The sequence below is a fragment of the Eubacterium sp. SB2 genome (assembly GCF_001244405.1).
In the GTDB taxonomy this organism is placed as follows: domain Bacteria; phylum Bacillota; class Clostridia; order Lachnospirales; family Lachnospiraceae; genus Faecalicatena; species Faecalicatena contortus_B.
This window is the reverse complement of the sequence record NZ_LN865149.1, coordinates 136833-160354: the sequence shown is the minus strand read 5'-3', so window position 1 is coordinate 160354 and position 23522 is coordinate 136833. Positions and strand designations below refer to the sequence as shown.

14 protein-coding genes are annotated in these 23522 nt (G+C 45.6%); 12 read left to right on the top strand and 2 right to left on the bottom strand.

Annotation, left to right across the window (positions count from 1 at the left end):
• Positions 1–195: 195 nt before the first annotated feature.
• From BN1938_RS02550 to BN1938_RS23820, 6 genes are all read left to right on the top strand, one after another.
• Positions 196–1575 (top strand): citrate/2-methylcitrate synthase, encoded by a 1380-nt coding sequence (locus BN1938_RS02550; protein ID WP_330581533.1) that lies wholly within the window; start codon positions 196–198, stop codon positions 1573–1575.
• A gap of 8 nt (positions 1576–1583) precedes the next feature.
• Positions 1584–2510, top strand: coding sequence for an alpha/beta fold hydrolase (locus tag BN1938_RS02545; protein WP_050639097.1), 927 nt, complete (start codon positions 1584–1586; stop codon positions 2508–2510).
• 135 nt (positions 2511–2645) lie between these two features.
• A complete protein-coding gene (locus BN1938_RS23610; RefSeq protein ID WP_187376282.1) occupies positions 2646–2792 on the top strand; it encodes a hypothetical protein in 147 nt (48 codons plus the stop codon).
• Positions 2793–3543: 751 nt separating this feature from the next.
• Positions 3544–4092: a hypothetical protein gene (locus BN1938_RS02540; protein WP_050639096.1), complete on the top strand. Its 549-nt coding sequence runs from the start codon at positions 3544–3546 to the stop codon at positions 4090–4092.
• A gap of 157 nt (positions 4093–4249) precedes the next feature.
• Positions 4250–4342, top strand: a complete 93-nt coding sequence (locus BN1938_RS23825; protein WP_242843790.1) for a putative holin-like toxin — start codon at positions 4250–4252, stop codon at positions 4340–4342.
• Positions 4343–5056: 714 nt separating this feature from the next.
• Positions 5057–5242 (top strand): helix-turn-helix transcriptional regulator, encoded by a 186-nt coding sequence (locus BN1938_RS23820; RefSeq protein ID WP_050639095.1) that lies wholly within the window; start codon positions 5057–5059, stop codon positions 5240–5242.
• A 353-nt stretch (positions 5243–5595) separates the two neighbouring features.
• Here the strand turns inward: BN1938_RS23820 and BN1938_RS02530 are convergent, their stop codons facing one another.
• Together BN1938_RS02530 and BN1938_RS02525 are read right to left on the bottom strand one after the other, a co-directional pair.
• Positions 5596–7128, bottom strand: coding sequence for a response regulator (locus BN1938_RS02530; protein WP_050639094.1), 1533 nt, complete (start codon positions 7126–7128; stop codon positions 5596–5598).
• Positions 7115–8929, bottom strand: coding sequence for a sensor histidine kinase (locus BN1938_RS02525; RefSeq protein WP_050639093.1), 1815 nt, complete (start codon positions 8927–8929; stop codon positions 7115–7117). Before BN1938_RS02525 ends, BN1938_RS02530 begins: the two co-directional genes overlap by 14 nt.
• A gap of 212 nt (positions 8930–9141) precedes the next feature.
• Between BN1938_RS02525 and BN1938_RS02520 the strand changes: the two genes are divergently transcribed.
• From BN1938_RS02520 to BN1938_RS02495, 6 genes are all read left to right on the top strand, one after another.
• On the top strand, positions 9142–10455 hold the full coding sequence (locus BN1938_RS02520) for an ABC transporter substrate-binding protein (protein WP_187376281.1): 1314 nt from the start codon (positions 9142–9144) through the stop codon (positions 10453–10455).
• Positions 10456–10569: 114 nt separating this feature from the next.
• Positions 10570–11436 (top strand): carbohydrate ABC transporter permease, encoded by an 867-nt coding sequence (locus BN1938_RS02515; protein WP_050639091.1) that lies wholly within the window; start codon positions 10570–10572, stop codon positions 11434–11436.
• A gap of 1 nt (position 11437) precedes the next feature.
• Positions 11438–12262, top strand: a complete 825-nt coding sequence (locus tag BN1938_RS02510; protein WP_050639090.1) for a carbohydrate ABC transporter permease — start codon at positions 11438–11440, stop codon at positions 12260–12262.
• 69 nt (positions 12263–12331) lie between these two features.
• Complete coding sequence (locus BN1938_RS02505) at positions 12332–13570, top strand: Gfo/Idh/MocA family protein (protein WP_050639089.1); 1239 nt, start codon at positions 12332–12334, stop codon at positions 13568–13570.
• Between the two features lie 51 nt (positions 13571–13621).
• Positions 13622–17659: a LamG-like jellyroll fold domain-containing protein gene (locus BN1938_RS02500; protein WP_050639088.1), complete on the top strand. Its 4038-nt coding sequence runs from the start codon at positions 13622–13624 to the stop codon at positions 17657–17659.
• A gap of 125 nt (positions 17660–17784) precedes the next feature.
• Positions 17785–23343, top strand: coding sequence for an alpha-L-fucosidase (locus tag BN1938_RS02495; protein WP_050639087.1), 5559 nt, complete (start codon positions 17785–17787; stop codon positions 23341–23343).
• Positions 23344–23522: the final 179 nt, after the last annotated feature.

The following is a 23522-nucleotide window of genomic DNA, read 5'->3' as shown; positions in this document are numbered from 1 at the left end:
ACCGGCATCTGGCAGGGAAGTGCCTGCTGATGCCGGTCTCACCTTTTCATTGGATGTTTTATCTGATTGATACGAAAGACACTCTTTTTAGGCAGTTCATAAATATTTAATAGACATTTCATTGTATAAAACCCACTTTTTTAGTATAATAGAGGGATCAGACAAGTGAATATATAAGAGGAAGGGAGAGGTTTTATGGCAAGAATACCTAAAGACATTGATAACATCTTTTTTGAAAACACCCCGAAGATTGAAGAGTTAGCCCGGATTTGCGAGGACAACAATGCAATTGAGAAAGAACTTTACACACAGTACGAGGTGAAAAGAGGCCTCCGTGATGTAAATGGTAAAGGGGTACTGGCAGGCTTAACGAATATCTCCGATGTTTGCGCTACTAAGATCGTGGACGGAAAGGAAGTCCCTTGTGCAGGCAACCTCTATTACCGTGGTTACAACATCAAAGATCTTGTTAGAGGCTTTTTGGAAGCAAAGCATTCTGGATTTGAAGAGACTGCCTATCTGCTGTTATTTGGAAGTCTGCCCACTGAGGCACAGCTGGATGATTTTCAGGCAATGATCGCAGAGAGAAGAATGCTTCCTCCGAATTTTGTAAGGGACGTTATTATGAAGGCGCCGAGCAAGGATATGATGAACATGATATCCCGGTGCATACTGAATTTGTATACGTATGATAAGAAAGCGGATGATACATCCATACCGAATGTACTCCGCCAGTGCCTGAATCTGATCAGCCAGTTCCCGATGTTAATGGTTTACGGTTACCATGCATATAATTACAGAAGAGGCGAAGACCTTTATATCTATGCACCGTATCCGGAACTTTCAACAGCGGAGAACATTCTGATGATGCTGCGTGAGGACAGAAAGTACACCGAACTGGAGGCAAAGATTCTCGATATGGCCCTCGTGCTTCATATGGATCACGGCGGTGGTAATAACTCGACATTTACAACACATGTTGTTACATCTTCCGGAACGGATACTTACTCCACGATTGCTGCGGCGATGGCTTCTCTCAAAGGTCCGAAGCACGGGGGTGCGAATGTTAAGGTTACGCAGATGTTTGATGATATGAAACAGAATCTGACAGACTGGAATGACGATGACCAGATCCGCCAGTACCTGACTGACCTTCTGGACAAGAAAGCATTTGATAAAAAGGGTCTGATTTATGGGATGGGTCATGCGATTTACTCTGTTTCCGACCCAAGAGCAGATATTTTCAAGAAGTTTGTTAAGCAGCTGGCTACTGAAAAGGGTTATGATGCAGAGTACGCTCTTTATGAGAAGGTAGAACATATGGCGCCTGAGATTATAAGTGAGAAGCGTAAGATGTATAAGGGCGTTAACGCTAATGTTGACTTTTACAGCGGACTTGTTTACAGTATGCTGGATCTCCCGGCTGCACTGTATACTCCGATCTTTGCGGCAGCGCGTATCGTCGGCTGGAGTGCGCACAGACTGGAAGAGCTTAAGAACGTGGATAAGATTATCCGACCGGCGTATAAACCACTCGCGCCTCACCGTGATTACATAAAATTAGAGGACAGGTAGAGGATAAGATGAAAGATGAATTTTACTTCCCATCAAAAGATGGTAATACAGAGATCCATACAATTGAATGGAAGCCGGAAGGCGAAGTAAAAGCAGTTCTGCAGCTCAGCCATGGGATGGTTGAGTATATTAACCGTTATGATGAGTTTGCGGACTTCCTGTGCAGTAAGGGATATTACGTGGTAGGCAATGATCATCTTGGCCACGGAAAGTCCATACAGGGAAAAACAGAATATGGCTATTTTAACGAGAAGTACGGCAATGCTTGTGTGCTGGGGGACATGCATACGCTGCGTCAGAAGACTGCAGCGAAGTACCCCGGGGTTCCGTATTTCCTGCTGGGGCACAGTATGGGATCAGCCCTTGTGCGCCAGTACATTCAGATGTATGGCAACGGTCTGAAGGGTGTGATTATCATTGGTGTGGTCGCGGATAAGAAACGGGTCACTTTGAAGACGGCCAAAAGGCTCTGCCGTATTATAGCTGCTTTCAAGGGATGGCATTACCGCAGTAAACTGATTGACAATCTGGCGATCGGAGGATACAATAAGGGCTATAAGCCGCCGAGAACCAGGGCAGACTGGGTAACAAGCGATACGAAGATGGCGGATGCATATGTGGAGGATCCTCTCTGCTCCTTTGTATTTACCGTAAATGCTTATTATCATATGTTCTGTGGTATGTTGAAGATGCAGAAGAAAGAGAGCATCTACATGATTCCTAAGACGCTTCCTATGATGATAGCCGCAGGATCAGAGGATCCGGTCGGAGATTTCGGCAAGGGCGTCAGAAAGATTTATGAGAAGTACAAGGCAGCAGGAATAAAAGATGTCACGCTGCGCTTATATGCCGGAGACAGGCATGAACTGCTTAATGAGACTGACAGGGATCAGGTGTATGAAGATCTGTATGAGTGGCTGGAAAGTAAAATATAATTTTCATTTTTAAATATAATTAAAGTATATTTCAGAAGAGTCGGAAATCTTACCGGCTCTTTTTTCTTTTACGGCAAATGCAATAAGTGTGTATACGACTGTGCCTAGTGAACATACTAACTGTGAGGTGACGATATGGATAAGAAAAAACAGGAAGAAATCAATGGGCAGAAGAACAGAAATGAGTTTAACAGCATTACTGAAAAGAAGAAGCCAGAGAATCAAAACCAGGATCACAATGCCCGTAAAGAGGCCTTCGACGTGAAGATGAGACAGGTATAGGCAGGGCCGGAGAAAAAGGAAAAGCAGAAGGCCCGGACAGTATCGGCTGTCCGGGCCTCTGGTTGTTTTTATAGTTATCTAAAGGAATGAGAGTAAAGTGCGACATCCTGGGTTGCCCCAAGATGTCTTTACTTTATGAGGGGGGAGATAGTTGTTTATCAACTATCTGACTCTAGTATAAAAGAAAAATGTGTCCAAAGTATGTTATAAATATTAAAGAAATCGAAAAAATATTATGAAATTCTTAAATGAATCGGGATATAGTGACGAGTTTTAGGCTTGGTGCGGATGGGGGGAAGACGCCAATCGGCAGGAAAGAACTCGTTGCTAAGTTGGGAGCCCGTAACGGGGGCGGCGGATAGGATTGACTATGCGCATTGCGTACCTTGCTTAAAGGGATAGGAGTATAAAACTAATAAATTAAGAACAGCGAAAACCCCTGCAGTATCGGCTGCAGGGATTTCGTTGTTTGTATAGTTATCTAAAGGAATGAGGTAGTGTCTGAATAGTTTATATGTTGTCACACCTTGTTAAAAAGCCCGTGTTTTCGGGATTCTTTTAATTTGTGAAGATTACAGAGTGCTATTAATTGTTATGCAAAACTGTCCACAGATAAAAAATAGCAATATCGTTAATAGGGAAGAGAAATTGTTTAATAGTAAAGTGAATGATATAATGTAAGACATAAAAAGGAAGAAACAGATTTAATTGTTTTATAAAAAAGAAAATGTACGGGGGAGATAAGTAAAGCATGATAAAAACACTAGAAACAATAGCAAATAGTTTAGAGAAAGGATTTATTGATTATTTAGGTATCTTTACACCGATAATTCTTTCTTGCATTGCAATTATAATTTCCATGTGGAATAGCTTTTGGAGTCAAAAAATCAAACGTCTTGAGGCGAATATGGTTTGGGACGATTTAATTTGTTCCTTTTTTCTACTTGTTCAGAATACAGGCAAGCAGACATTAGTGATTAAAAAGGTTATATTATATGTTGAAGATACAAAAAATGGAGAAGTATTTGAATTAGGTGCAAGAGACAATGTATGGGCAGGGAAACAACAAAAAGAGTTTATTAAGGAAAATGAAGTTATAATAATCAAACCAGTATATGGCTCTATTTATGATGTTTTTGGATACCGAGGACATTTTTTTGGGGTTGATGACAATAATAAAGATTATATCGTGAAAATGAAAGTGCTTGATATTGATGATAAACAATGGGAGTTTACAACGCCTTTTACATTAGGGGAAGTAGATGAAAAACTGAGGTACGCGGTTACGGTAAGTGAATAATCGTTAAGTAAAATTAAGGGATTTATTTAGTTTTTAATGGTATTGAGTGGTAAGTTCTTCCATGATATAATTTATCCGTGGGAAACCAAAGCGAGGCGGCTTGCTCTTCTTTTCGGGGGGATGATTCCTTCCAGACGAAAGAAAGGAGGGTGCCTATGTGGTTACATATTCTGATCTGATTCAGTTTAGTATACTCATAGTTGCCCTTGTAGGTCTGTGTTATCAGATATTCAGGGACAAAAAGAAATAGCCGCCACTACTACCAATAGTGACGGCTGCTTTAAATAGTAACTTCACATAATAAAGGGGTAAGCCGCTTTCGGTTTCCCTTTTGTATTTTCACTATACTATATTTACATAGTAATTTCAAGTACTATGCCTTCATTTTGGGATAATATAAACCAATTACAAAAGTAAACTGTAACAGTTCAGGCAAGCATGAACTGTTACAGTAAAAGTACTCTGCATTTTGTTTCCTGATTGTCACTGTATTCATAGACTGTCTATTACAGGCCTGGAATAAAGTTCGTTCTAAAAGTATCTAACAACACAAAATGGTACATTAAGAACAGCGAAAACCCCTGCAGTATCGGCTGCAGGGGTTTCGTTGTTTTTATAGTTATCTAAAGGAATGAGAGTAAAGTGTGACGTCTTGGGTTTCCCCGGACATCAATACTTTATGAGGGGGGAGATAGTTGTTTATCAACTATCTAAGTACAAGTATAAGGGGTAAATGTGCATAAAGTATGTCATTTTCATAAAAGAAGTGGAAAAAGTATTATAGAATTCTAAAAACTATATTACATAAAAAACAAGAGGTCTGATCTTTCATATGCTACAGAAAGAGGGCATAGGACAAATGGATGGAGTCCTTGTTGTTACCAGAATGGAAACACGGAGAATCCAAAATGTTACTTTTCACATTGATTGTGATGTACTATAGTTAAGAAAAGGAGGTTACGCTATGGCATTGAATGATAATATAAGAAAGCTGCGGGAGGAAAACAATCTTACCCAGCAACAATTAGCTGACAGGCTATATGTTTCCAGACAAACTGTCTGCCGGTGGTGCACTATTGCAGGACTTTGTATCGCTGGTGCCGCATTTGTAATAAATTATATCATATCTAAGAAATTGGATCATCTGTAAATTCAGATCCAAAGCGGGATGTCTTAGTTTTAGAGCAGCGAAAACCCCTGCAGTGTCGGCAGCAGGGGTTTCGTTGTTTTTATAGTTATCTAAAGGAATGAGAGTAAAGTGTGACGTCTTGGGTTTCCCCGGACGTCTATACTTTATGAGGGGGGAGATAGTTGTTTATCAACTATCTAAGTACAAGTATAAGAGATAAATGTGCATAAAGTATGTCAATTCTATAAAAGAAGTGGAAAAAATATTATAGAATTCTAAAAACTATATTACCAAAAAATTCCAGAGTCTCCCGGCGTCAATACTTCGGCGTCTGGCACATCTCAAAGTAAAGAATTACACTCCCCCTTCATCATTTATTCAGCCTGACTTTCCAGCCATGCGGAAGGTGTCATTCCTGTTTCGTTTTTGAAGATCCGGCTGAAATAACGCGAGTCTTCGTATCCTACGGATTGGGCAACGGATTTGATATTGATATCCGGGTTTTTCAGCAGGATTTCTTTTGCGCGGGATATTCTTAAAACGGTCTGATACTGAATTGGAGAAGTCCCAAACTCCTTTTTAAAAAGCCTGTTAATATAGGATGCTGTATATCCGAAGCGCCCAGACAGGTCGGTCATGGATATCTGCTGGTTGTAGTTCTTTTCCATATACTCGGCAATCCGTGCGCAAAGTGTACTTCCAGTGTAATGAGAGGAGGCATTTTTCCAAAGTGATTTGAGAGATTCTGTGAGGCTGAAAATACATTCCTCTGGTGTCTTCATAGAGGGTATTCGGCTGCAAAATTCTGCTTCTGCGATGATACATTCCTGCGTACTGATTTGAAAACTATCGTGCATTGCCTGATAGACCAGATGGATACTTGGATGAAATACAGCGGAAGGGGACTGTAGGATGTCCGGAAGCATACGGCTGATACACTGCAGAAAGGCGGCTTCGTTGTTGAGTGTAAACAATATCTGCATATCCCTTAGAACGGCTTCGGACTGCCCGCTTTGCATATCTTCTGTACTGCCCGCTATTGTGGCCTGCTGAACAAAAGGCCGTGCCAGCCGCTGGGTAAGCGAGCGCAGATGGCGGGAGGTTTTCCAGAGATCCTGGTAGCGGATCAAATCCGGACTGGAGAGAACAAAAAACGGTAAATCATGAAAACAGGCGGTGAGATATTTCTTCAACAGTATACAAAAGTATTCTGCGGAAAAATGGACTGTGTCCATATGCAGGATGAGGAATTTCTGTATCGGCAGATGTTCATCGATTAACCAGAGATGCTCGATTTCCCTGGAGTTCTCAAAACACTTGGCAAAATCGGTTTCCTGCCAGAGTAAACCTGCATCTTCCGCACAGAACATAGGTGCTCCGTCTATGGACGGGGGCAGATTTCCCAGTGTTATGTGAAAAAGAAGAAATCCGCCTTCACTGAACATATAGGGGATGTCGGAATCTATGGAATTGTTCAGGGCAAGGGAAAGAATTTCCCGCCCGTCCATTTTCCGCTCATCTTCAATCCGTGAACAGAGCCCGCGCAGAAGGTTGCAAAGCGTCTCCTGCTCTACCGGCTTCAGAAGGTAATCTTCAACGCCGTAGCGAAGTGCCGTGCGCGCATATTCAAAATTGCTGTAGCCGCTTAAGATGATGATATGGACGCCGGGAAAGGAGTCTTTTACCTGACGGATTAGTTCGAGCCCGCTAAGTCCGGGCATTTCGATATCTGTTATCAGTATATCCACGTGGGTATGGCCCAGAATCTCCAGGGCCTCCATTCCGGAGGACGCCTTTCCTGCAATCCGGATGTCTGGGGAGGCGCCCTGTACTTTTTTGGCGATGTTATTTAAAATAATTGGCTCATCTTCTGCGACCAGTACAGAGAATGTATTATTTTGTTTCATCTAGAATTCCTCCTATGGTAATAGATACGCCTCCGTATATGGAATCGGAAGGCATCTTATTTTCCAGCTGAAAGGTGAACTTACTGCTGTAATAAAGTTTTAGGCGGAGATAAATGTTAACCAGCCCCATTCCATTGATGCTGAGGGCCGGATGCTGCTGCTCCGGATTCATATCAGCAATTCTGCCCCTGATAATCTTCAGAGCCTCCTCTGAAAATCCATTCCCATTATCCCGGATATTCGCATACCAGCAGCCATCTTCGCTCCAGATACGTATTGAAATCTTCAGAACCCGGTCCGGGCTGCGGGAATATTTTACACAGTTTTCTACAATAGGCTGCAGAATCAGCCGGGGTACCCGCACCATGTCAAGTGCGGTATCAATCTGATAATCGAATTCAACTCCCTTTCCGAATCTGGTAGTGATCAGGTCTGTATAATTTTGTGTATGCGTAACCTCCTGTGCCAGTGTGGTTCCGTGGGAAATATCCTCCGTTATGTAGCGCAGCATTTTTGTTAGTTTAATACACATGGCTGCCGCCTGTTCGTCATCGTTATCCTCGGCAATAATAGAAATGATGGTCAAAGTATTATAAAGAAAATGGGAATCCATCTGTGCCTGCAGCGCCAGCATCTGAGACTGGATGGTGAGGGTTCTGGAGCTGATGACATCGTCCAGTGACCTTTTCAGCCTGCGCTGCATGCGGGAATATGACTTATTAAGTATTTCCAGTTCATTAAAGGTATCGCCGGACATATTGTCATAGTCTTCCTCGGCGATCTGCTCCAGTTCCAGGCTGGAGATCCGGTTTTTAAGTTCCGTAATCGGCGCGGTGATCCGAAGTGCCAGCCTTCTGGTAATAAACACTAGCAGGACGAAGGTAAAAAGGAAGAATCCGAAGCATATCTTAAGGTAAAACAGTCGGTTCTGCAGAATATAGGATGCCGGAGTAATAAGCATGACTGTACACATTGTTTCGGAAGAGTAACGTGAGGTTATGATTTCTGTTTCAGAAAACAAGGAAGAACGGAACATGGTCTTATTTTCCGTATCCAGGGAGGTATAATAATCCAGTCTCTCCTGCGGTATGTCGGAGGGATAGATGGGATTATTATTATTGTCAAATATTAAGACCTGCTCACCGCCGTTTTCTAAGGCATACAGGTTGTCATTGATCAATTTTTCCAGGGATGCTTCTGTTACCTGGATCTCAATTATCCCCGTTTTTTTAGATAAGGGATATCGGCTGAATGCCCGGCAGACGCTGATGATAGGAACATCCTTGACAGGAGCGTACAGGCATCCTTTGTTGGGCGGGATGATAATTTTTGCACCGTCCAGTTCCAGAGTTGGCTCTATAATATTCTCCTGCACGTTCCTGGTGATCGTATAAGGTTTGTAGTAATATTCCTTGCCGAAAGTATGGATCGTTGATTCATTCAGGTTCACAATGTTCATTTGGTAGAACTCATAATTATAGCCTGTGATGGCATATAAGTTCTTACGGAATTCCCAGTCACTGACAACATTGTGCTGCTTTGCCTCTTCGAATATATATTTCATGATATCTTCGGATTCCAGGATCCGGATCTCCAGATTATTAAAATTGCTGCCCTGAGCATCGATCTGGCTGGAGATGGTCTTGGCGAGCTGCCTCGAAATCCTGGTGTGGTTCTGTAGGAAGTTATGGTAGGCCGTAAAATAATAGATGATAGAAAGTAAAATGATCAGGAAAAAGAAAACAATACTATAGGAGAATGTGATTTTTCCCATGAGTGAGTTTTGATGTAATTTCTTCATGCGGCGTCCTCCTTATGTTTCGACGGCTTCCTGTATATCTAATATAATCACAGAAAAACAGAAGTGTAAAGTAAAAAATTGAAAATAAAAACTGTTCACAGATGTCCACACAGAAGTTCAGAATTGTGCATTTTTGGAAAATGAATTAAAAGCTATAATGAGCCCAGAAAACAAAAAACGGTTTGAGAACCAGAGGAGAAATGGAGGAAGAAATGAAGAAAAGAAGAGTGGCAATTATTGCCTGCATGTTATGCGCAACGATGGCGGCCGGGCTTATGGCAGGCTGCGGAGGAAAGGAAAAAGAAGCGGAGGGCGGCTCAGGGGATGAAAAAGAAAAAGTAACCCTGACACTGGCGGCATCTCAGAACTGGATTGTAGACGTAGACAGGGAGCTGGCGGAAAAGTTTGAGGAAGAGACAGGGATCGCGATTGACTTTCAGCTAAGCCCGGACGACCAGTACCAGACCATTGTAAAATCAAAACTGAACACAGGTGAAGGCCCCGATATCTTCATGTCCTATTCGGGTACTAAGTTAAGAGATTATAATCCGGAAAAGAACATGGTTGACCTCTCCGAAGAGGAGTGGGCGGCAAACCTGGAACAGTGGGCCATCGACGGAAATTCAATCAACGGCAAACTGTACGCGCAGAACACAGCCGGCGTAGATGCAACGAATGCAATCCTTTACAAGCCGGCAGTATTTGAAAAACTGGGCATTAAAGTTCCTACAAATTATGCAGAATTCCAGGAGGCATGCAAGAAGCTTGAGGAAGGCGGTATTACCCCAATCTATGAATTCGTTAAGGATTTATGGCATACACACTACTGGATGGAAGGCGCCAGTGCACTGGCGGTTCAAAACGATCCGGATCTCTATGAGAAGCTTAACACGAATGAAATCGGATTTGCAGACGTGCCGGAATTTAAGGAGGCTATGAAACAGCTCCAGGAAATTGAGGCAGCAGGATATTTCGGTGAAAACCATATGTCTAATATTTATGACAATTCTTATGCGGCAATGAATAACGAAGAGTATGGCATGATTATCAACAGCGGCGCTTATCCGAATGAAATGAAGAACAATCTGGATGACGCTGAGCCGGATGAGTGGAGCGCATTCCCGAGCCCGCTGGTGGACAACCAGTTTGTAACCCTGACGGCAGGCGGAACCACCAAATGTATCAATGCAAACAGCAAACATGTGGAAGAAGCAAAAGAATACTTCAGCTTCCTTGCAGAGGAAGAGAATTTGCAGAAACTTTATGATGAAAAGATTCAGTATGTGTCTTCTTCCGTGCAGGGGATTGAAGCAAGCCCGACGAAAGCATTTGAAGACTTAAAGGCTGCTGAGGCCGGAGAAGCACAGGGAGCAGAGGCGAGTGTACTGTTCTATGACGGAAGTAAGATCAGTGAGCTCTGCCAGGAGATGTTTGTCGGGAACCTGACGCCTGAGCAGGTGCTGGAAGAGTTTGACACACACAGAAGAGCGCTTGCAAAAGATGCGGGCCAGGAAGGCTTTAAATAATAGGCAGAATGTAAAAAATAGTAACATTTCAGATAAGCCTGAACTGTTACAAAAAATGAGCATAGTTCCGGGTTTTTGGTACTATGCTCAAAAAATGAAAGGAAGGAGGCAGTCATGAATCATAAAAAGATTTATCCATCATATTTTCTTGTGATTCCGTTAGTTTTATATGTGGGATTATTCATTATCCCGAGTGCCATGGGGCTGGTACTTTCCTTTACGGACTGGAATGCAATGAATGACGAAATTCACTTTATCGGACTGTCACATTTTAAAGATATTTTTACGGACCAGAGATACATCAAAGTTATTATTAATACTTTGATTTTTGCGGCAGTAACGACAGTATTTAAAAATCTGATTGGATTTACCATGGCACTCGCATTAAACAAAGGGTTTAAGACACGCAACTTTTTGCGGACAATCTTCTTTTTCCCGGTCATGCTCTGTCCATTAATTATCGGGCTGGTATTCAAGTCTATTTATAATTCCCAGTATGGGGTCATTAATGAAGCGCTACGCGCAATTGGGCTGGACGCGCTTGCGAAAGACTGGCTGGGGAACACGGCGACGGCATTAATTGCGGTAATGGCTGTGGAAGTATGGCGCCTGGTGGGGCAGAATATGGTGATCTATATAGCAGGTCTGCAGGCGATTTCAGAGGATTATCTGGAGGCGGCAGACATCGACGGGGCCAGCAGATGGCAGAAACTGCGTTATGTGATTATTCCGGAAATGATTCCGTCAATTACCATCAATCTGGTGCTGAACCTGATCGCGGGCCTGAAGGTGTTTGATCTTGTGTTTGTGCTTACAAACGGAGGCCCGGCGAGGGCAACAGAAGTGCTGAATACACTGGTATATAAAGAATACAGTTCGGGCCGGTATGGATTCTCGACCGCACTGGGGCTGATTATGTTTGTATTTACCTGTATTGTGGCGTTCTCAGTATTAAAGGCTATGACAAGGGAGGAGGAATAAGATGGTCAGAAAAAAGAAAATACTGTCTTTTATCAAAGCATTGATATTATGGCTGCTCTCAATCCTGGTATTTATTCCTCTTCTTATTATCCTGTTGAACTCCCTGAAAACGCAGGGAGAATCCGTTGCAATGGAATTTTCCCTGCCGACCCAGTGGGTGCTGGGGAATTATCAGGAGGTTATGGAAACGGTAGATATCTTTCAGGCATTTTCCAACAGCATGCTGATATCGGTGTTCACGGTATTGATTGCGACGACAGGGGCTGCGCTGGCCTCCTATGTAATGGCAAGAAGAAAAACGAAGTTACATAACAAAATATACTTGTTTTTTCTGGTAGGCCTTGTGGCGCCGCTGAACATGGTTCCGGCCGTGTTGGTGCTGCAGAAAATCCACCTGACTAATTCCCTGGTGGGTCTGGTGCTGTTGTATTCAGCGCTGGTAACGCCGTTTACTGTGTTTTTATATTACGGATTTATCGGATCGATTCCAAGAGAAATTGACGAAGCTGCGATCATTGACGGGTGCGGGCCGCTGACCTTGTTTGGAAAGGTTATATTTCCGCTGTTGAAGCCGGTAACGGTAACGGTGATTATCTTAAATTTTATGAGTTCATGGAATGATTTTGTGACCCCGTTTTATGTGATCAATGAATCCAGGAAAATGCCGCTGACCACGATGGTATACAGTTTCTTTGGGCTATATCAGAGAAGCTGGAACCTGGTATGCGTAATCATGGTGATGATAATAGTTCCAAGCATTGTCGTGTATGCATTGGGGCAGAAATATATTATTGCCGGAATGACGGCCGGGGCTGTAAAAGGATAACGCACAAACAAAGGGGTCAGACCCCTATGCAAAAGGGTCAGACCCCTTTGTGAAGAAGGGAGAAACAAAATGAAACAGCTGAAATTAGGACTGATAGGAGCTGGGGAAAGGGGGGCAAACTGCTATGCTCCCTACGCCCTGAAATATCCGGCGGAAGTAAAATTTGTCTGTGTTGCGGAACCATTAAAGGCGCGCAGGGATGTGTTTGCGGATGCGCATGGAATTGGGGAAGCAGGAAGATTTTCCGACTGGCATGAGATGCTGGAACAAAGCGGGGAACTGGACGGAGTGATTGTTGCAACACAGGACAGGCAGCACTATGAACCTGCCATGGCGGCGATTGAAAAGGGATTAAATCTGCTGCTGGAGAAACCGATGGCAGAAACAGCGGAAAAGACAAAAGAGATTGTGGATGCAGCCGGGGAGAAAGGCGTTTTACTGATGGTGTGCCATGTTTTGCGGCATACGCCGTTCTTTCGGGCTGTAAAAAAGGTGATCGATGAGGGTAAGATTGGGAAAATCCAGTCCATCCATCATATCGAAAACATTGGATTCTGGCATTATGCCCACAGCTATGTGCGCGGAAATTGGCGCAGCAGCGATGAAACGACTCCTATGATCGTTGCAAAATGCAGCCATGATACGGACATTTTGAACTATCTCCTGGATGGGATAAGGTGTACGAAGATCTCTTCCTTTGGATCTTTGTCCTGGTTCAGACCGGAGAATGCCCCAGAAGGTGCGACAAAGCGCTGTGAGGACTGCATCCATAATAAGAGCTGCATGTATTCCGCATACAAATATCTGGAAGATCGGAAGCTCCGCCAAAATTTCCGGGATATTATCAAACGTACGGATGACAATGACGAGTTTTTGAAATATATGCTGACCACACCGTATGCACGTTGTGTTTACCATTGTGATAATAACGTGGCAGACCATCAGGTTGTGATGATGGAATACGAGGGCGGGGTTACGGCTTCATGGCAGGCCAGTGCATTTACTATGGATACGGCGCGCCAGACTAAGATTATGGGCACAGCAGGAGAGATAGAAGGAAGCATCGACGAGGACAGGTTTATTATCCGGGATTTTGCTTCAGGAAATGAAACGACAGTAGAAGTACATATACCAAAAACACTACATTCGGGCGGGGATGAGTGTATTATGGAAACATTCACAAATGCACTGCGAAATCCGGGAGAAAAAAATCTGATGTACAGTGCAAAACTTTCCCTCCAGGGACATGTGATGGCATATGCTGCGGAGGAATCCAGGATGAAAGGAGGGAAGGTAATAGAACTTTGAAAATCACGAAAATGATAGGATAAAAGAAGATGAGAAAGAGAGGAAGAGGAAGTGAAAAAGAGTTTAAAACAGTTTTCTAAAAAGGCAACGGGTTTATTGCTGGCTGTTGCCGTAACGGGAACTTCGTTCGGCCTGCCGGGGCTGACCCGGGAAGTACGGGCCGAAGACCTGGTGCAGCCGGTACTGCAGCTGGGGTTTGACGAGGAATCAGGAAATGCTGCGTTCGACAGTGCCAGCCAGACGTCTTTTGATATTGAAGGAACAGCGCAATTTATAAAGGGGGAGATCGGAAATGCCCTGCAGTTTGACGGCAGTACGCAGATCTATGTCCCCGAGTCCTCAGCGGCGTTTGATTTTAATGTACAGCCCAATTATACATTTTCGGGATGGATTCATCCGGATTCTGTGGGGACAGGCACGTCCATGACAATTCTGAGCCGCCAGACAGAGAATTCATATCGGAATTCCTGGATTCTGGGAGAACATAACGGTAAGCTGTATTTCCAGCATGGAACCAATGACGGCGCGGGCCGTGAGAATATGTACGGAGCCCTGCAGGGCGGAGAATGGCAGCACATTGCGGTGACGGCAGACGGAGATGCCTTAAAATTCTATATTAATGGTGAAGAAGTAGGGCAGGATACTGTGAATGGCCGTACCGGAAATCTCCAGACAGAGGGCAAGCCTCTGCTGATCGGAGATAAGGTGGCTTCACAGAGAAGACCCTTCAAGGGAGCCATGGATGAATTGAAAATATATAACGCAACTCTGAGCGCGGAGGAGATTAAGGCACAGTACGAGTACAATATGAATCCATTTACTCTGACTGCAGAGAACGGAAAACTGGTTCTTGACTTTGAGAAGGACTTCACAGAGACACCGGTCATAGAAGATTTTGCTGTAACCATGCACAACTCGGTGGTAGACCCTACTCAGACGAAGCCGGTGGAATTAATCAACTGCACGGTGGACGGGCTTTCGGTTACGCTGGAATTTGATCCGGTCACAGCCGTGGGCTCTGATCAAGTGATTGATATGGCTGTGACCTACAATCGAGTAACCAGAGACGGGCAGTATGTGGTATCCAAATATGATGACCCCAACCCGCCGTCAGTCTCAAATGTTACAGTTGAGGGAACTCCGGATGTGAAGGCAGGCCTGACAGTGAATTATGATTATGAGGATGCCGACGGAGAGGCGGAAAGCCGTTCAAAAATCGAATGGTGGATTTCCCCTGCAGGCGACAGGGATGGGGAATATACAAAGCTGGAAGGAATCCGGACAAAGGAGATCTACTTAATCAGCTATTATACGGACAGATATCTGAAGGCATCGGTTACACCGGTCAACGAAAAGTATGCGGAAGGTGAGCCTGTCATGTCAGAGCCTGTAGGGCCTGTTGAGAATAAAGGCAATCAGGAAGTAAAGTGGTTCAGAGACGGAGAGTACGGAATCATGCATCATTTCCTGCACGATTATATTACTCTGGCGGCAGCGAATGATGATGAAAAATTAAAACCAGAAGAGAACTGGGACGCTTATCTCGACAGCTTTGATGTAGATGCTTATGTAGAGGACATTCTGGAAACCGGCGCTTCATTTGTGATCTTTACAATCGGACAGCATGACGGATTTTTCAATGCGCATAATCCGGTTTATGACAAATATGCGCAGGTGGAAGAGGGGGAAAGAACGCCGTCCAGTACGGCCAGAGACCTCCCTATGGAGATTGCAAAGGCACTGGAGCCTCATGGGATTAAGATGATGTTTTATGCGGTAGGCTGCCCGCCGTTTCGAGCACACAGAAACTTTGGACCGAACTTTGATGCTGCAACCAATCCACACGACGGGGACTATGGAATCACGGATGCATTTGGACAGACAAGAAATACAGACACACCCCCTACTCAGGAAACACTCAAAAAATGGCAGGAAGTTCTTGGATACTGGTCAGAACACTACGGGGAATACCTGGCAGGATGGTGGATCGACGGAATGTGGACCTCAGAAAACTCTATGCGCGGTAACACCTATGAGGTGACACCGGATCTGACTCCGAATCCGAATGCAAACCCGAATGCGGCTTACGCACCAACAAAGGAGTACAACTGGCATACATGGGTTGACGCACTGAAAAAGGGGAATTCGAACCGTATTCTTTCCCTGAGCCTTGGCGGCAGCGATGAGATTAACGTACCTTATGAAGATTATGTAGGCGGTGAAGCGCATTCAGCTACGAACTTTAACTCTGTCTGCCCGAGGAATCCGGCGCGGTCACAGGTAGACGGATGGGCGAGCCAGGAGCTTGGCATTCAGTGGTTCTTCATGTCCAGCATGGGCGTTCCTGTTCCTTTCTATAGTTATTGGGGACAAAAGGGGGCGGCTGTAGACACAGAACAGGTGACAGGATGGTTTAAAAATAATGTAGAGAAAAAGGCAGTTCTTGTATCAGACTCAAAGGTAAACCGATTCGGACGAATCGACCCTGATCAGATGGAACAGTGGAAGCGAATTAAAGCGGTAGTAAAGGGCAGCGACCACCTGAAGCCAATGGAAACATACAATGACCACTGGTATTTTACAAAATTCTATGACCAGAACGACAACGATGCTGCCGACTGGACCTATGTAAATAATGACGGAAATTACTATCATTCAGATTACACCTATACAACCAATGACGGATCTTATTTTGAATTTGAATTCTGCGGTACAGGCGTGGAGTTCTATACAGCAAAAACAGCAGAAATGGGCGAAGTGGATATCTATATCGATGGTGAATTGCGCGATACAATTAACCTGCAGTCCGGCAATGCACAATTCCAGCAAAAAGTTTATGAAGTATCCGGGCTTAACGAAGGAATTCATACAATCAAGGGCGTGAAGAAAAACGGCAGCAAGCTTGCAGTTGATTTCTTCAAGGTGCTGGGCGAGGTTGAAAGGCCTGCAGAAACTGAAACATTTACAACGACATTTATAGTTGACGGAGTTGAGACAACGGTAGTTACAAACGCAGGAGAGCAGATTCAGATGCCGGCTGATCCGGTAAAAGACGGGTATACTTTTAAGGGTTGGTTTACGGCCGAGACTGGCGGCGAGAAGGTGACAGAATTTACCGCAGCCCAGACTGTATATGCACAGTGGGAAGAGACCGTGGTTACAGAGCCGGTTAGCAAGAAGACGCTGGAATATTTCCTGAATAAAGCAAAAGAACATGTGGCTAATGGAGATACGGCCGATCTGATCCAAACCATTCAGAATCTATTCGGGGAAGCAATTGCAGAAGGCGATGCTGTCATGACGAATGATGCGGCTACGAAAGAGGATGTCACAAAGGCAACTGTAAAATTGATGAAGGCTATCAATTCACTGGATTTCCTGGCCGGAGACAAGACCGATCTGGAGATGGCGCTGGAACTGACCCAGTTAATTGATCTGGCCAAATATGTAGAGGCCGGGCAGGCAGAATACCTTACTGCTAAGTCCGGGGCGGAAGCAGTCATGGGAAATGGCGATGTAATGCAGGAAGATGTAGATGCTGCCTGGAGTGCTCTGGTTGAAGCGATTGACAATCTCAGATTAAAGGCAAATAAAGCCGCATTGCAGGAATTGCTGGAAAGCCTGAAAGATCTGGACCTGAATATCTATACTGAGGCATCTGTGGAAGTCTACATGACAGCTTTGGCAAAGGCAAATGAAGTAATGGAGGATGAAACACTTTCTGTAGATGATCAGAAAACTGTGGATCATGCAGTAAAGGAGCTGAAGCAGGCTAAGGCTGACCTGAAGGAAAAAGAAGGAAATAATGGAAACTCTGGAAATAACGGAAACTCCGGTAATAATGGAAACTCAGGTAATAATGGAAATAACGGCAATACTGGTAATTCTGGCAGCAGTGGAAATAACGGAAGCAGCGGAAATACCGGGACATCTGGGAACGGCACCACAGGCAGCCAGGGAACCGGGAATGTAAAATCTGCAAAAACCGGCGATACGGCAATGGTTGGAATCTGGCTCGGCGTGCTGGGCGGCAGTGTACTTTTGGCTGCAGCGGCGGTATTTCTGATGAGGAGACGTAAAAAAAGGTAATGAGTATCAACAGAAAGTAAATTATTTCGGATTGTTTATATATTGAGAGCATCCGGAATGTATATCAATGAAAACCCCCGCGGGATTGGCTGCGGGGGGATTTTGGGATACAAAAGGAGAGCGTGATGAGAAAAAAGAGGAATCCATGGAATCACAGGGGGAAGGTATTTGTCTCCGCCTTGCTTACTGCGACATTGCTGATGCCGGCGATGGGGACGGCAGTGCAGGCAAATGATACGAAACATCAGGTCGAAGCGGTACAGGCAATCCGCCCGTATATCACTGGCATGGAAATGGTAGGAACGGAGCTTCAGGGCATTTACAATTATTATGACCCCAATGGACGCGGCGAATCGGGCAGCACCCTCCGCTGGCTGCGCAGCGACACCAAGCAGGGGGAATACACGGAAATCCCGGGGGCTGTCGGAAACAAATACACTCTTACTTCAGAGGATGCGGGGAAATACATACGGTTTGAGGTGACGCCCCGTACTTCAGGTGAGACAGGGAGCGCGGAGCAGAGCTGGATGATTGGGCCGGTACTTACGGCAGAGCAGTACGAACGGGTTAACAACCGGTTCGATAACGACAATGACTTTATGGCGAATGTGAATGCAATTCAGAGTGATATCGCCAATCGTCTGGCAGGCTCCGTATATTTCACGGTAGACAGTGAGAATCTGCATGGTTCTGAAGTTGTTTACAAAAACAATGTGAAGGAAGACTTTACATCTGCTACAAAGCCAACGGTAAAAAACGGGACGGTATACGCACCGGCAGAATTCTTTACATCACTGCTGGGCGCTGAGGCGCCTGATGTCGATAAAACAGCAATCGGCGGCGTAACCTATTATGATCTTAAGCAGGCTTCTGAGTCATTGGGAAAATATTATTGGAGCGGTGATGAACAGCAGAGTGAAATTGACAATTTCCAGATGGAACATCTCGGAGAGGGGCTGATTGTAATCAGTGATAAGGAGGCAGTCTTTGACCCGGTTACGGACCGTGACCTGATCAATGAAGCCTGCAACATGCTTTATACACTGCGCGCAACCGAGGAACAGATGCAGTGGTTCAGGGATGCAAAATATGGAATGTTCCTGCACTGGGATCCTTCGAGCCAGCTTGGGATTGAAATCAGCTGGGACCGCAATGCATTCCGCCCTGCAGATATAGGGAGCAACAATCAGAATACCATTGATCCTCAGTATGACACACTTGGCAAGACATTTAACCCTGAGGAGTACGATCCGGATGAATGGATGCAGCTTGCAAAAGAGGCGGGAATGAAATATATCGTTCTTACGGCAAAGCACCATGCCAGCTATTCAAACTTCTTTTCGGATTATGATAACCACACGATAAAAGAAACGCCTTACAACCAGGATATTGTAGAGAAATTCGTTGCGGCTGCTAAAAAGGCAGGCCTCAAGGTTGGGTTTTATTATTCCGCACGGGACTGGTACAATCCTAATTACCTGACGGCTGACCATCACCGTTACCTGGAATATTATTTTGGCCAGATCCAGGAGCTGATGGGGAACTATGGTGATATTGATGTTATGTGGTTTGACAGCATTGGATCCAGTTCACTCAACGATTGGGATCCGCGTACCCTTCTGCGCCGTATGAAGCAGATCAATCCGGATGTCATCATTAATAACCGTTATGTTTCCGTGCTGGGCAACTATGATAAGGCCCCCTATGATGTGAATGGCGACTGGTATACACCGGAAGGACGCCTTGGCGGTTTCGATTCCTCCCGTCCATGGGAGAGCTGTATGGTTGTAGCAGAGTCACCGAAAGGGGGCGGCGGCTGGTCCTATCTGCCGGACGGACGTATCCGTACACTTGAAGATTCCATTCGGTTCCTGATCAACAACGTGGTAAATGATGGGAATCTCCTCTATAATATCGGACCAATGTCCAACGGCAAACTGGATGAAAAGCATGCAGATGTGTTCCGCCAGGTTGGAAGCTGGCTTGAGCCGTATGGAGAAGCAGTGTACGAAACCCGCGGCGGCCCGTATAAGAACCCGCAATGGGGAGGCAGTACGTACAAAACTGATGAAAATGGCCTGCAGACTATTTACCTGCACGTATCACCGCTGTTGTCAAACTATACCCCGGCGGACAGAACACTGCAGATTGAAGACCCGGGGAACGGGCAGTATTACGGGGAGGCCAGCCTTGTTAAGGACGGCAGTGAAGTGCAGCTTACCTATAATGAAGAGGGAATTCTGCTGACGCTTCCAAAAGGTGAGAGCTGGGATGCCTATGATACGGTTATAAAGCTTAGCCCGAATGTCTCAGAGACACTGGAGACCAAGATCGGGGAAGCAAAGTCCTACGCGGAATCTATGACCGATGAACTGCTGGCAGCAGTCCGCCAGGCATTGACGGATCAGGCGGCAGAGGCAGAATCCGTCCTTGAAAGCGGCAAAACCAATGATTTTCCGGAGCAGCTTGGACTGCTCAATAACAGCATGGCACGCGCCCGTTCTGCCGTGGAACTTGTGCAGGCGCTGGCATCTGCCAAGGAAAAATCGGAATCTGTTGCAGTGGGCACAAATCCCTGGGAATGTTCACAATATCTCTATGACACCCTGCTGGGAAATATCAGCGCTGCCAAAGATACGCTGGGCGATGTGCAGACAACCCGGGAACAGTTTGAACGCACTGCTTCGGGCCTGAATACCATAGTCGGATCACTTGATGATTTGATGAAATCACTTACGGTTACATTTACCCCGGAGCAGGGCAGGGTAGATAATGGAACTACATTTTCTATGTCGCAGCCCTGGGAAGGCTTAACCATCCGCTATACACTTGACGGTTCCGAACCGACGGCGGATGCTGCTGCTTATCAGGGGGAACAGCTGGCGGTTCCGACCGGCGTTATGACGGTAAAAGCAGCTCTCTTTGATGGGAGCAATAAAAAAGTAGGCGCCACCTATAAGCAGACCTATATGAACACACAGGCCGTACAAAATCTTTCCCCGAAGGCATCGTCTGTCCAGGCAAGCGTGATGTACACGGACAGCTATTCCGGGGCAAAGGCATGTGACGGAAATATGAATACCCGATGGGCGACTCCCGACGGAACAATCACGGCAACACTGGAACTGAAGTTTGATACCCCGCAGACAGTCAATACCGCACAGATCCAGGAATATCTTGAGTCAGGGGAAACGACGAGAATATCTAAGTTTGCGATCGAATACTGGCAGGACGGCGCATGGAAGGAAGCCTATACAGGCGATAAAGTCGGCGCAAATAAGGTCTTCTCTTTTGAGGAGTTCACTTCCGATCGTGTTCGGCTCAATATCGAGTCCTGCATGAATGTAACGATCTGGGAATTTTCACTGTTTAAAATGGAGGATGCAGTCGGCGTTACGGCTGGAAAGACGAGCCTTCGTCCGAACGAAACGACGCAGCTTTCTATATCCGGACAGCTTGGGACAGGTCAGCCGATTACCCCGGAAATGATCGAGGCCGTAACTTACTATACAGACAGGGAAGACCTTGTTACCATTCATACAGACGGCAGCCTGAGAATGGAAGACTTTACGGAGGAAGCTTCCTTCCATGTATGGGCAGAGGTGACCGTCAATGGCAATACATTAACCACCGACAAACTTGCTTTCTCGGCCAGTGTTCTTGGAGAAAATCTTGCCTTGAACAAGAATGTTTCAGCAAGCAGCTTCCATCCCAATTATGAAGCATCCAAGGCAGTGGATGGGAATGACAGAACCCGCTGGGCAAGTAAACGGGACGAGCCGGAGTACTGGATTGAAATAGATCTGGGGGCAGAGACAGAGCTTAACAGGATGCAATTCCAGGTATATTCGGATCGGTCTGACCCGGCAAATTATGAAGTTTACAATCATTTTAAGATCCAGTACTGGAAAGACGGTGCATGGGAGGATGCCTGCAGTTCTTCCGATCAGGCACACCAGATTACCTATCCGGTTTACGACGGAACCGAAAACTTTGACAATGTATGGTATGACAGCAGCGGTAAGGTAAAATCGACCGATTATCTTGTTCCGTTCGAAACGGTAACCACAAGTAAGATACGTCTTTACAGCGACAGCTGCAAGAAGGATCCGTCAATTATCGAATTGGGTCTTTTTCATGTAGAAGAGCTCCCGGCTATTGATACTTCCGGTCTTCAGACAGCCATGCAGGAAGCGGAGGCATATGAGGGCAGAGAATCGGAGTATACGCCTAAGAGCTGGGAGGATTTCCGAAACGCCTTTGAGGCGGCAAAGTCCATGATGGAGAATACATCCGCATCCCAGGAACAGGTGAATGAGGCCCGTGACACTCTGACGTCTGCTATAGCAGGACTAAAGAAAAAGGCGCAAAAGGAGCTGCTGCTGGCAGCAATTACGCGGGGGGAGGCAGAAGATACCTCAAACTGTACTCCATCTGCGGCCAAAGATCTTGAAGAGGCGCTTATACATGGGCGCGGGGTTATGGATAACGAAAATGCGGAGCAGGAGGAGGTAGATGCTGCTGTTGAATCCATTTATAACGCCATTGATTCACTCGTTGACAGAGCCGATACAGACGACTTGTCAGGACTTCTTAAGGAAGTGTCAGAGCTGTCCGAGGAAGCGTATACGCCGTCCACATGGCAGGCTCTGGCAGTGGAAGCCGAGGCGGCGGCCGCTATCATGGAAGATGGGGATGCTGCACAGGAAACGGTGGATGAGGCATATCGGACTTTAAAAAATGCAATGTGTGCGCTAAAGCACAGGGCGGATAAAACTGCGCTGCAAATAGCGATTAACATGGCGGCGCCTATAGTAGAAAAAATAGAGTTGTATGTACCTTCTACGGTGGAAGGACTGGCAGACCTTCTTGTGAAGGCACAGGAGAGCTATGATGACCCTGAAATCAGTCAGGATGAAGTAAAGAGTATCGCACAGGAGCTTCTGTCTGCTGCCGGCCGGGCAACGCAAAAAGCCGACAAATCCAAGCTGGAAGCAGGAATCCAGAAAGCGGGGTCATATGAAGGTAAAGAGTCTGAATATACTTCCCAGAGTTGGGCAAAGTTTAAGGAGGCACTCGAAGCTGCAAAGACCGTGATGGATAATGATACGGCAAAGCAGAACGAGATCAATACAACATCTGAGAATCTGTATGCTGCGATGGCCGGGTTAACCTTAAGAGCGGAAACATCGGAATTGACGGATCTTCTTGAGGAAGCCGGGAAGCTAAACGAAGCGGAATATACACCATCCACATGGCAAATACTCGCTGAAGCTGTCAGTGCGGCAAAGACGGTGCTGGAAGGGGATCCCTCCCAGGAGCAGGCAGATGCGGCGTCCAGAAATCTGAGGGCGGCAATCGGCGGACTGGTTCTCAAAGAAGACCCGTCCGGATCGGACGATAAGCCTGGCGGAAATGATATATCTGGCGGGGATAACAAACCTGGCGGAGATAGCAAGCCTGGTGGGGATAGCAAACCTGCCGGGAACAACACCCCTGGAGGAAATAACGTGAATGGCGGAAGCAGCACAACCGGTAAGGGGAACGCATCAAATTCCGTGAAGACGCCTGTTACAGGTGATAACGGTGATTCCGGCCTGACAGTCTTTATTCTTCTTGTTCTATCAGGGACGGCAGCTGGGCTTGTCATTAAGAGACGTATTAGCGGACGGCGGCTATTTTAAGAGCATAGAATAAAAAAACTCCCGCGGGATTAGCCCCGGGCTAATAATAAGGTATTTTAGAGAAAATGGTGTACCCTCAGAAAGTGGGGAGGGAGACCATTTTCTTTTGTGCCTGTATAAATAAAAAATACTGGTTCATAACAGCAAATGAAATTTGCAAGTCCCGCTGTCCCACAAAA